Source organism: Bacteroidia bacterium (genome assembly GCA_033391075.1).
In the GTDB taxonomy this organism is placed as follows: Bacteria; Bacteroidota; Bacteroidia; order J057; family J057; genus JAWPMV01.
On the sequence record JAWPMV010000001.1, the window covers coordinates 549,686 to 562,510 of the forward strand.

Annotated in this window: 7 protein-coding genes; 6 read left to right on the top strand and 1 reads right to left on the bottom strand. The window is 43.0% G+C overall.

What is annotated here, in order from left to right; all coding sequences use genetic code 11:
- Nucleotides 1-135 precede the first annotated feature (135 nt).
- On the bottom strand, nucleotides 136-1,833 hold the full coding sequence (locus R8P61_02115; GenBank protein MDW3645842.1) for a hypothetical protein: 1,698 nt from the start codon (nucleotides 1,831-1,833) through the stop codon (nucleotides 136-138).
- Between the two features lie 64 nt (nucleotides 1,834-1,897).
- Here R8P61_02115 and R8P61_02120 point away from each other — a divergent pair, with 64 nt between their 5' ends.
- The 6 genes from R8P61_02120 to R8P61_02145 all read left to right on the top strand — a co-directional run bounded on the left by R8P61_02120 (nucleotide 1,898) and on the right by R8P61_02145 (nucleotide 12,724).
- Complete coding sequence (locus tag R8P61_02120) at nucleotides 1,898-2,992, top strand: glycosyltransferase (GenBank protein ID MDW3645843.1); 1,095 nt, start codon at nucleotides 1,898-1,900, stop codon at nucleotides 2,990-2,992.
- The gene (rfaD, locus tag R8P61_02125) at nucleotides 2,989-3,954 is read left to right on the top strand and encodes an ADP-glyceromanno-heptose 6-epimerase (protein MDW3645844.1); all 966 of its coding nucleotides are present in this window, start codon (nucleotides 2,989-2,991) and stop codon (nucleotides 3,952-3,954) included. The genes R8P61_02120 and rfaD overlap by 4 nt, the downstream gene beginning before the upstream one ends.
- Before the next feature lie 206 nt (nucleotides 3,955-4,160).
- The gene (locus R8P61_02130; protein ID MDW3645845.1) at nucleotides 4,161-4,727 is read left to right on the top strand and encodes a hypothetical protein; all 567 of its coding nucleotides are present in this window, start codon (nucleotides 4,161-4,163) and stop codon (nucleotides 4,725-4,727) included.
- Between the two features lie 119 nt (nucleotides 4,728-4,846).
- Entirely contained in the window at nucleotides 4,847-8,584 is a 3,738-nt protein-coding gene (locus R8P61_02135; protein MDW3645846.1) for an ATP-binding protein, read from the top strand.
- Nucleotides 8,585-8,684: 100 nt separating this feature from the next.
- Nucleotides 8,685-12,224 carry a hypothetical protein gene (locus tag R8P61_02140; GenBank protein MDW3645847.1) on the top strand — a complete coding sequence of 1,180 codons (3,540 nt, stop codon included), beginning with the start codon at nucleotides 8,685-8,687 and terminating at the stop codon, nucleotides 12,222-12,224.
- An 83-nt stretch (nucleotides 12,225-12,307) separates the two neighbouring features.
- Entirely contained in the window at nucleotides 12,308-12,724 is a 417-nt protein-coding gene (locus R8P61_02145) for a hypothetical protein (GenBank protein MDW3645848.1), read from the top strand.
- Nucleotides 12,725-12,825 lie beyond the last annotated feature (101 nt).

Genomic DNA, 12,825 nt, shown 5'->3' on the forward strand with positions numbered 1-12,825 from the left:
GTAAGAACGACTTGTGTTTTCTGAAAGATATTTGGGTTGAAAGGTAAAAATATCGTTATGTTGTCAAAAAAATTAAGGATTAAAATCTTTTTAAAAAAATATTTTCTGCAGGAAATAATAAATTTCGGACAGGAATCAAAATTTTACCTGCCTCCCGACCAGTCCCATTCGGATTCCTACATAAGCAGAAATTGATCTTCTGGGCAAAGGCTGATCTTCTAAAACTTCCCTTCTATACCTTAGCGATCCTTCCAGATAATTGTCAGACTGCCCCAATTGATAACTGATCTGGCCATAGGCCATCGTAACTGCGAGCTGATTTCCCTGTCCAACCTCATTTCCAAATTCAGCAGGCCAATTGATAAAGGGACGATTTACCTCTCCTCCATAATTGAAATCATCTGTGGAAGGGTCCAATCCTTTTTGCAAATAGGAATAAACAAATTGAAGGCTCCATTTGGGATATGGGCGGTATCTGAAAATGAGGTGATAGTCATAAAGATTGGCTCCGGCAGCATGTCCGAGATGCTGCGCAAAGTGGGCATAATTCGAACTGCTATTAAAGTGCTGATAGGTGAAGGGCCTCATGCGATTGTATTCTGCTTGAAAATCAAGGCCTTTAATCCCCGCCACATCTATGTATTTCAGGCCCAATTGATAGCCCCATTTATTTCCAATAAATCCACTCCCTTCATCCCTTCGCCCAAAATTGAAATCATCCAGCAATAATTGACTATAGAATTGAAAACGCCGGAGGAAATTGTATTTCAGGTGCATACCCAGAAAGGAATTATCCGGGCTTCCCAGGCTTTGTTCCGCTGATCTATAAAATATAAGTGGGTTCAGATAGCTCAATTCAAATCCGCGTCTTCCATTTGCCAGCCAGGGATTGTAAATAATGGATTCAAAAAGACCTATGCTGAAGCGTGAATTGGGATGGTATTGGAGCGTATGGTAAACCCCGTACTTTTTGGGGTAAATGCCTTCGGTATCATTTCTGTTACGGATAAAATCAGTCATTTGGGTAAAATGATTGATATACTCCAGTTTCCAGATTTTTGTATGCAAAGTCAGGAAGAAATAATCCGCTGCATAATCCGATAATTGTAAGCTTTGGTAACCATCACCCCAGAAGGCGCGGTCTTTTCCCAATTTTACGCGGATAGCAGAAATAGGGCGAAAGGTGATGTAGCCTCTTGAACTCAAATAATCCAGGCCATTTTCATTTCCAAATCTTTTCACCAAAGCCTCTCCATATAAGACCTGGCTTTCCTGATAGCGATCAAAAATGAATTGCGGCATACGGGCAATGTTGTCAAAAACTTCGGTATAAAAGCCGATTTTGCCCATTATTGAACCTCTGATCGAGAGCCCTCGTGAATTATAATAAATGGGAAGGTTCTCAAATTCCCCATTTGTATAGTTGTGATTATCGACACCTCCCTGAACAAAGAGGGAAGGATTGATGAAGAGCTGGAGGTCTTTGCCCGAATAGCTGTAAAGATCTCTCCCATTTTTATAAAAAGTGTTCCAAATGCCTTTGTTCTTTCGCTGAGAGATGGGTCTATCATCAGCAAGTACCCTCATTTGCTGCAACCATTGCACTTCCAGTTTGCTCCAGCCTTCAAACTTCACCCTATCCAAATAGGCAGTTATCATATCCCTTCCATAGGGTTTGTGGAAACTGGAAAGACTGGTATCTGCCAGGCCTTTTATATCCAGGCGATCCAGGTAAGGATAGAGCTCGTGGTTGAGTAAAATGTCTGTGTCTTGTGCAGGTCCTTTTATGCCTGCGAAAGCCAGTAGCAGGAGTACTGCCAGAATTCTCTTCATAGCGGAATAACGGGAAAAATTATGTATAGGCAAAGGCTTTTGTATCTTTGCCGCCAATCAGGCTATGAGAAAGAAGCGAATCATTATTTCCGTAATTAATGACCTGGTAGGCGACCAGCGGATCATTCGTATTGCCTCTGCTCTTCAAGCCCATGATTTCGAAGTGGAGGTAGTAGGACGAAAGCTGCCGGATTCTCTGGAAGTTGGGAAACTGCCTTACAAGACACATCGAATGCGTCTATTCTTTCAGAAGGGAAAATTCTTTTACCTGGAGTACAATATTCGCCTCTTTTTCCTATTGCTATTTCGGAAAGTAGACATCCTCAATTCAAATGACCTCGATACCCTTCTGGCCAATTTTCTCATTTCCCGACTGAGGGGAAAGAAGCTGGTCTATGATAGCCACGAATATTTTACGGAAGTACCCGAATTGATCCATCGGCCGACTACCCGCAAAGCATGGCTTAGGCTAGAGCAATGGATTTTTCCCAAATTACAGAATGTCTATACCGTGAATGCCTCTATCGCAGGCATGTATAAGGAAAAATATGGAGTCAAGGTGGATGTCGTAAGAAATCTGCCTACCCATAAAGAAGTCGGGGAAAAAGGCGATAAACGCATCCTTATTTATCAGGGAGCACTCAATGTTGCACGAGGCATCGAACTGATGATCGATAGCATGGAGTATCTTCCGGAATACGAGCTTTGGATCGTGGGAAAAGGAGATATCGAAGAAGAGTTGAAAGCGAGGGCTAAAGCATTGGATAAAGGCGGGAAGGTTAAATTTAAAGGCTTTGTCCGGCCAGATGAACTGGGAACACTCACCCGACAAGCCGGTCTGGGCTTGAGTCTGGAGGAAGATCGGGGCCTTAGTTATCGTTACTCCTCACCCAATAAGATCTATGACTACCTTCAGGCATCCTTGCCAGTACTCGTTTCTGATTTGCCGGAAATGGCAGCTTTGGTGCGAAACTATGGAGTAGGGGAAGTTTTGGAGAAAGAAGAAAGGAAAGTAAAAAAGCTAGCAGAACGGATTAGAGGGATATGCGAAGGAGATACCTATGACAGCTATCGGGAAAAGAGCATAGCAGCCGCCCGGGAATTGAACTGGGAGAAAGAACAAATTCATTTGATCAACCATTACAAAAAAGAGATATGATCCTCGTAACAGGTGCCGCCGGATTTATTGGGAGCTATGTTGCCTCAGGCCTATATAAAGCAGGATATCGCGAGCTGATATTGTCGGATGACTTTAGCAGAGAGGCTCAGAAAGCCAATTATGCTTCTCTATCGGATCAGCTATTTATAGACAGAAAGGATTTGATTGGGAAATTGGATGAGCTGGGGAATAAAATCAGCTATGTGATTCATCTGGGGGCAAGAACAGATACGGCAGAACAGGATTGGGGTATTTTTCAGGAATTGAACCTTAGCTTCTCAAAAGCAATTTGGGATTTCTGCGTAAAAAATGATATTCCTCTTATCTATGCTTCTAGTGCTGCGACCTATGGAGATGGAAGTTTGGGTTTTTCTGATCAGCTTGATCTCATTCCCCAACTAAAACCCCTCAATCCCTATGGCCAAAGTAAACAGGATTTTGATCTTTGGGCCTTGAATCAGGAGGAGAAGCCCCCACGTTGGGCCGGACTGAAATTTTTCAATGTCTATGGTCCCAATGAATACCACAAAGGCAGAATGGCAAGCGTGATCCTGCATGCCCACAAGCAAATCCTTGAGACCGGAAAACTCAGGTTGTTTCGTTCCCATAAAGAAGGATATGCTGATGGGGAACAAAAACGGGACTTTATCTATGTGAAGGATATACTCGATGTGATTCTCTTCTTGATGAAGCAAGAGCAGCTTGCTGATATATTTAATCTGGGATGTGGTCAAGCCCGAACCTTCAATGACCTGGCTTCCGCAATTTTTCGCGCCATGGAAAAAGAAAGACTTCTGGAATATTTTGACACGCCTATAGATATCCGGGATTCTTATCAATATTTTACCCAGGCCGATATGAGCAAACTGAAAAAAGCTGGATATGATAAAGCCTTCACCAGGCTAGAAGAGGGCGTTTTTGATTATGTCAGGTACTTTTTGACGGAAAAAAACTACTTCTGATCGATGATAATTTCCTATTGGTATATTTCATGGGACAAACCGCGTGAATAATCCAACCGTCTGTACAACAAATCTTTTGAATATTGCGTTGATATAAGTAACTTGGATACCCTAAAATTACCTATATTATAAGTATGGATTTTCTCAAGCTGCTTCTAAATTTCAGCCTCATGCTGTCGCTTTTGGTAGCTCCATGCTTCGTTCTTATGGCATTCTGGTACCGGAAAAGATTATCCGATACGATTATGCTCTGGAGAAAACCTGAGATGGTAATCATTACTATCGTCTTTTCGGTTGCCTCTCTTATCCTGTTTCTGGTAGGCATCTCAAGTGTCTTTACCTATTTCGATCTCAACCTTTTCGACAATGTGCATAATAGTACACCGGAAAGTAAAGAGAAGTTTAAACAGCTAAGTTTGATCTGCGGTTTGCTGTTACTGGCACTGCTGGCAACATACGTTTCCATACGTATGCTCCTGGTCCGCGTGGTCACACAGAAAGGCATCGTGAAGAATGATCGTTTTTTCCGGATCCCCGATTTCAGGAATATTGTCCCCTGGGAGAATATCTCTGATTATTATCTGGTTTCTGACTACCCGAATGTGATCTTTACGCTCATCATTCAGGAAAATGCGATGAAATATTCACGCATCTCTATTCCCGTGCCTGTTTATGTGCGGGAGGAGTTCGAGGAGTTGCTGGAAGGGAAGATGAATGACAACAAAGATCTGGAAGAAGCGGATATCAGTCCTCATCGCTTTTCTGAAAATTAAACCCCTGCGTCTCCTACATCTAGGTCTGTGCTTCAGTTAGATTCTGGAGCAGAATTAGTATATTTGAGGGAATGCATGAATCACCTTTTAAAAAAGGATTATTCTGGCTAATCCTAGGCTTGCTCTTTTTACTGTTCGGTACAGCACTCTATCTGTACGATCAGGACCACACAGATTATAAGATCCTTTCTGAAGTTGAAACCCAGCTTCAGCGGGACTTTAATTCCTGTCTGGCCTACTTCTCTGGTGATTCTATTGAAGGAAGAGATAGTAAAGAATTTTGTCCCTCCTGTGAGCTCATTTATGATGAAACAGGAAAACTTTATTCCTGGAGCAATTACAAAATGCTCCCCGCCCAGAGTTTTATCAATCGCATCAAAGACTTTCCTAAAGATCCGATTCTGAATCTCGGATCACGCCGATATTTCCAAACACAAAGAAATCTGGGAGATAGTACAGAAGTACTCTTTTTCCCTTTACATATTCCCTATCGGGTTTTCAACTCTAATCTGGTTCCCTATTTCTTTCTAGGTAGTTACAAAAGCTATTTCTATGGAAATGGAAATGAGAAATACCTCAAAGATCTGATCATCAATTTTGGGAATGAAGATTTGGGCGCAGACATCCGAATCCGAGATCCGGAAGGAAATATCATCTATACGCTGAGCAATGTGCCAACCATTGTCTTTCGTTCATTCATTCGGTATTCGGTCCTGGCGCTTATCATTCTCGGAGCCATATTTCTGGCCGTTTATCTGCGAATTTATGCCCTGAATCGAAATCATTATCGATATTTTATCAATGTATCCCTTTTCGTAGGGATCATCCTGATTCGGGCACTGATGTTCTTCCTGGGCTTGCCGGGAGATTACTGGGACCTCGATCTCTTCTCACCGGATATCCTGGCATTTGATCCTTTCTTTGCACCCTCACTGGGGGAACTTACGATCAATATCTTCACGATATTTGCCCTGGCCTGGATTCTATATGTGCATCTGTTTCGCCTCTCCAATCTCCTGTACCGAAAAATAGTACAGCGTCATGTACTGGCATGGGTGTGTATGCTCTGTACACTCTTCCTGAGTTCGTATATCCTGTATGAATACATCTCTCTCTTCTCGACCCTGAACACCAACTCACAGGTCGAGATTGACTTTACCAATCTGCTGCAAGCCAACATCTTTTCTTTCCTCATTCTATTGAATGTGGGGATTCTCTTGTTGTCAGGAGGCTTGATGATCATCGTTTTGCTAAAGTTAAATGTCTTTTATGGCAGGAGATATGGCTTCAATGTTTTTTACATAGCCATTCACCTGCTGGCGATCATAGTATTTAATCTATACCTCCACCAGAATACAGAATGGGGATGGGGAATAGCCCTGTCAGCTTCCTTGCTTATCATAGTCCTGGGGATTACGGTCATCCGGAAACCTTTCGACGAATTTCTTCACCAGGATGTACAAAACTACCTCCTGGTTACCCTTGCATTTACAGTCCTGGTTTCGCACAACGTATTTCTTGGACAGAATGATAATCGCGATAATAAAGCCAGTCGCATTGCACAGGAATTCAATAGCCGAAGGGTATCAACCATTGCGACATTTTCTCAGCTAAAGAGTAATACCGAAGAAACGACGGAATGGATACTCTCCAATTGGAATAAACAATACTCTGATGTAAGTAGCTTTAAGAGCTGGTTCCTGAGTGAGTATTTGAGGAATAAATTCAAAGACTTCGAACAAAATCTTTACCTCTTTGACGAAAACGGGAGACAATTTGATCCTGAGAAAGGCAAAGAGCCGATTACCAATCCTTTTCTGGGAGTGCCTATCGAAGACCTGGGGGATAGCATAGCAGAAGACCTGTTTCAGATTCCGAACTCTGAAAATCGATATATAGACATTTATGTAGGGAGATTGGAGATGCTGTTGGGGAAAGACTCTGCCAGTTTGCAGCCTGTTGTATTCTCCATTGAATTGATCCCAACCCAGCGAGAAACAGATGGTCTGTATCCTTCCCTTACCCTGGATGAGGAAGCCTATGAGGAAATCCAGATGATCAATTCCTATGATCATGCCATCTATCGGGATGAGTATTTACATTATAAAAGAGGGCAATCTGCCTTTCCCGTCAATTTCAGTAAGAAAAGTTCTGAATTGGAAGAGCCTGAGCTAATTTCCTCAGGACAAATGGAATTGATAAAAGATGTAGGGCCAAACAAATTTGTCGTAATCCGATACAAGGACCTGGATCTTTTTGAGATGACCTCCATTTTCTCCTTTATCTTTTATTTTTACATCCTAGCAGCTTTATTGCTGATTTCTATACCTACAGTTGTTCTTAGGTCTTTGCATTCTCCTCAACTGAGGAAGAAGCCGCCTTTAAGATCAAAAATCCGCTATGGACTTTTTGTGATCAGCTTGTTGCCCATGCTGATCATTATGTTGCTGCTTTCAAGCTTTATCCGGGATCGATACTACGATGATGCCAGAGAAGAGTTGAGACGAGAAGCAGAAAGAGTAGCCAATTCTCTAAAGGATGAATATACCATTCTGAATGAGGATCCATATCGGAGGATCACCTTGCTAAGGTCATTTAGTGATCAGGTGAAGGCTATGGGGGAGGTGAGTGAAAATGATATCACCGTTTACGATAATGATGGAAAGAGTGTAGCGACTACCCAGCCGCTTATCTTTAACTCCAACATCAATACGGACTTGATGAATGATGTGGCGCTTCGAAGGCTATCGGCGGGGAAAGAGTCAGATCTGGTAGTAGAAGAAGAAATCGGTACGCTAAGTTACCTTTCCGCGTATTGGCCCATCCTGCAAAACAATGAGGTTCCGATTGGATACATCAATGTACCTTATCTAGCAAATCAGGCTCAACTGGACGAACAGGTCTTTAGTTTCCTGGCATATCTTGCAAATATTTACCTCCTGGTATTCCTCCTGATCAATGTGGTATCTGTGATTGTCTCAAGTACGATCACCAAGCCTCTGGCTATGGTACAACAGCGTTTGTCCAATACAAACCTGGGAGCAGAAAACGAATTGATTGACTGGGAATCAGACGATGAGATCGGTGAGATTGTGCGCGCTTACAATCAGATGGTATCTCAATTGGAGGAATCGGAAGAAAAGCTGACCCAATCAGAACGGGAATTGGCCTGGAGACAGATGGCGCGTCAGGTGGCACATGAGATTAAGAATCCCCTGACTCCGATGAAGCTGAATATTCAGCATTTGAATCGGGCCTTTGATGAAAGAGGGCCTCGCCTTCAAAAAATGTTCCCCAAGGTCATGAAGACCTTGTTGGCTCAAATCGACTCATTGGTACGTATTGCAAATTCATTCTCAGAATTTGCCAAAATGCCCGAACCCGTAAATTCCCGCATCCTCGTCAATGATGTATTGCATGAGGTAGTCGATCTATATACGCAATCCGAAGAAGCCATTTGGCTCATAGACATACCACAGGACGACTTTTGGTCCTTTGCCGACCGCGAACAGTTATCCCGCTGCTTCACTAATATTATCAAAAATGCCCTGCAGGCAGTAAACGAAAACGGGATTATCCACGTTTCCATGAAGATCAATGGTGATCACGCCTTGATTGAGATTAAGGATAATGGAAAAGGAATGACCGAGGAAGTACAAAAACGCATCTTCGAACCCAGCTTCTCAACCAAGTCCTCCGGGATGGGATTGGGACTGGCTATCGTGAAGCGTATCATTGAAAGTGCCAATGGTACCATCACCTTTGAAAGCGAAGAAAGCGTAGGAACTACCTTCCGCATTATACTGCCTGAAGTTCGCATTGAAAACATGGTTACCATTACAGAAGGTGCTGCTTAGAAATTAGGCGGGATTGTTTTTGAATTGCTGGCAAAAAGAAGGAAAATCCCTTACCCAATAATTCCGCTCAGAAGCACGTTGAATAGCAGAAGGATATCGCATGGGTGGATTAAAAGAACTGACAACCCACATGCTGGCTCATTCTAATAGATGCAAAAGTCTTTTCCTGAGCATCTTATTGATTCTTTGTGCCCAAAGTGGATTGCAAGCTCAAACTCAATGGCAGCGCGATACCTTACAACTCACTCCCGGAGATACCACCTTTCTTAGCCAGAAATTTCTTGTCCCTTTCTCCCAATCTCTCCTTCGAATTTCCGGCGATACCCTTAGTACAGAGACCTATCAAATCGAATATGCGGGTGGCTGGATCAGGCTGGCACTGGACCAGAATGCCGGAACTTATATCCTGGCCTATCGCTATTTTTCCAAAGGCCTAAGGCCTAGTATTTCATTCAGGAATATTCGCATCACCCAGGATACAAGTAAGGAAGATGAGATGGTGGATGCTTTTTTTGAAGAAGAGGTAGAAAGCAATAATATATTTTGGGAGACGGATCGCATTCGAAAGAGTGGAAGTCTTTCTCGAGGATTGACCGTAGGAAATAATCGAGGTCTCTCCGTCAATTCCGGCTTGCGTTTGCAATTGGAAGGAGACCTGGGAGATGGACTCAAAATCGTAGGAGCCATTACAGATGAAAATCTGCCTATACAACCCGATGGGACAACCCAGCAGATCTCGGATTTCGACAGGGTTTTTGTGAAGCTGATGAAAGATGGAGCTTCGGCCACTATCGGAGATTATGAGGTGGATAGGAGAAATACCCGTTTCGCCAATGTCTATAGAAATTCTTTGGGAATGCAATTGGCTTTTGAAGGAGAAAAGACCAAAGCCCGCATAAGTGGGGCAGTCGCAAAAGGCAAGTTCCACACCAATAGTTTTATGGGAATAGATGGGGTTTCAGGACCTTATCGTTTGACAGGCCAAAATGGAGAACGCTTCTTCATTGTCCTTGCGGGTAGTGAACGTGTATACCTCAATGGGAAGTTGATGAAGCGGGGAAGTAGCCTGGACTACATAATAAATTATAATACGGCTGAGGTAACCTTTATGCCGCGCCATGTGATTACCAATATCACCAGGATCGTCATTGATTTTGAATACAATGACCAATACTATAATCGATCTCTGGTAGTAGCGGATGTAGAGCAAAAATTGGCGAAAGATCGAATAAACCTACGCTTTTCCTACAGCCGGGACGCAGATAATCCCAATGCTCCATTTAACAATACTCCGGCCTATGACAGGGCTCGCAGAACCCTGGCCCAGCTGGGAGATGCAGAAGGACAAGCCTTTACTAATGGAGTAGATTCGGTAGGCTTTGATACGGTGGGTATTCGATATGTTCGGCGGGATACGATGATCCGGGGAATTAATTATGAACGATATATCCGAACCACCAATGCACAGGATACCGTATATCGCCTGAGTGGAAGTTTTGTAGGCCAGGGCAATGGTTTCTATATCCGTGACAATCGCGTCGCAGGAGGAGCCAATGTGTATATCTGGCAGCCTCCGGATAGCCTGGGAAATCCTACAGGTGATTTTGACCTACTACGGACCTGGGTCTTGCCTCGAAGCTTGCAAGTATTTGATGTGGGCCTGGATGTGAAATTGACAGATAAACTGAAGCTTTATTCTGAAATGGCCATCAGCCAGGAAGACAAAAATAGGCTTTCGTTTCTGGATGATGAGGACAATACCGATATCGCCAATAAGACAGGCATTTTATGGGAAGGAATCAAGCTAAGTGATTCTCTGAGCCTCGACATTGATCTGAGTCATCAATATATAGGGGAAAGATATAATAATCTTGATCGGCTCTATCAGGCTGAGTACGGCCGAATTTGGGATTTGGAATTGAATGAGCTAAGGGAGGAGAATGAGCAAATTCTGGCTTCCAGCATCCGTTTCAATTGTCAACGGAAGTGGGAGTTTCGAGCGGAGAATGGATTGAGAAATGCAGGAGCGGGAAATCAGACGCTCAGACAGGTCTACGAGATCCAGAGTTTTATGCCCAAATTTCTGCAGGGCAATTACAAATTCACCCTGATCGAAAATAACAATAGCAGGCTCAATAGAGATTCGCGTTGGATGCGGCAGGAGGGAAATATCTATGCTCCCTTAGGAAAGATTCAGCCTGGGGTGGAAATATGGATAGAGGATAAAGAAAGAACTGTATCGGATAGCCTGAATCAGAATTCATTCTCCTTTGTAGACTTGAAGCCTTATCTCCGAACCTTCAACAGCAAGAAGTTCGATATGCTGACTTCTTTCAACTATCGAAAGGATCGGGGATATGCTAAAGGAGGCATCATGGATAAATCTTTGGCCTATACCTATTTCCTTCAGGCCAATTACCGACCCAGTACTGCTTTTAGCCTAAGTACGATTAGTTCCTATAGAACTTTGGAAGTCCTGGATTCGGTCTTTCTTGCTCCAGGTCTGGAAAATTCTCAGGTTTTGAGTACCAAACTGGAAGGAAATATCTCTCCACTCAATCGACTTCTCAGCAGCAATTTTGTCTATGAGGTTAGTTCAGAGAGATTAGCGCAACGGGAAGTGCGATATATAGAAGTGGTTCCCGGTCAGGGGCAATATGTCTGGCTGGATTCTTTATTCAATAATGATGGAATACAGGATTTTGAGGAATTTCAGTTAGCCAATAATCCCCTGGTCGCTGACTTTATCCGGGTAATCGTTCCCACAAGAGAATTGTTTCCGACTACCCGCCTCAGTTTCAATGGAAATATGATCTGGTCCTTTAAAAAGGTCATAGATAAATCTGCTACAGGCCTGGGGAATTTAATCCGAAATACCCGCCTGCTTACCAATTTCCGCATCACCCAGAGCAAATCACGCAATATGGACTTTGCTTCTTACCTCATTGATTTTTTTGATCCATTTTCTGATACTTCTTTGTTGGATGCAAACTATAATTTGAGACAAGACATCAGTTTTTATCAAAACAATCCGGTCGGCGATCTTCGTTTCTCCTATTTCGATACGCGGGCGAAGCTTTTCCTCAGTACAGGCGATGAGTTTAGAGGCTTTCGTTATGGTCGGGCCGCGCAACGCCTGAATTTGGGAGAAGCCAAGAGTTTGGAAGTGGATAGTAGATTGGGGATTAAATTTGTGGAGGCCGAATCCTTCCCTTCGCGTAATTATGATATCTATTTCTGGGAAACAAATCCCAAGGTGAATTTCCAACTCAATAGAAAGTATCGTTTATCTGCGGGCTATGCCTATCGATTTGGTCGAAATACCAATTTGAATCAGGAAGTGGATGCGCAGGTCAATATCCATAAGCTGATCTTTGATGCGAAACTCAACCTCAAAGACCGAAACAATATCCTGACGAAACTGGAACTGGTGAGTATGGGAGAAACGGGAAATCCGGGTTTTTCGGCTCAATATGAATTGCGAGAAGGCTTGCAACCGGGACTCAATGCCATTTGGCAGGTCTTTACCACCTACTACATCCTCAACAATGTAGAGCTAAGTATTACCTACGACGGTCGTGCTTCTACCACTGTTCCCATCATCCACACAGGCCGGGTACAGGTGAGGGCTTTCTTTTAGTAGAGCATCATTTCTCAACAAATGTTGATGAAAATGTAAAACAATTCTGTTTGCTTTATGAGCAAATATTAATGGCTGATCTTATGGAAGAACACTATAAACTCTCCGATTCTGAATTTCTCCAACAATTTAAAGATTGCAGTTTAGCTCCGGCTGTCTTTAGTCATGAGGCCCATTTGCGATTGGCCTGGTTAAACATTTATCAGGAAGGCATGGAAAAGGCAGAGAAAGGCATTCAGGATCAAATTGAGAATTTTGTGGCCCATGTCGGAGCCAAAGATAAGTATCACAAGACCCTGACAATAGTTGCTATCAAAGCAGTTGGGCATTTTATGGAAAAATCTGCCACAGATAATTTCTCAGATTTTCTGGCAGAAAATCTCCAATTGAAGAAAGATTTCAAATCCCTTATCAACAGCCATTACAGTTTTGACATTTTCAGTTCGAAAGAAGCGAAGACAAGCTATATCAAACCGGATCTTGTGCCCTTTGATGTATAAAATTCTTAAGTGCCAATAGCTATGAGTCCCGTTTTAGGTCATTTCGAGGCTTGGATAGGGGAGGGATTATGACGAAAGAGAGCTCAATAGACGTTCTCTCA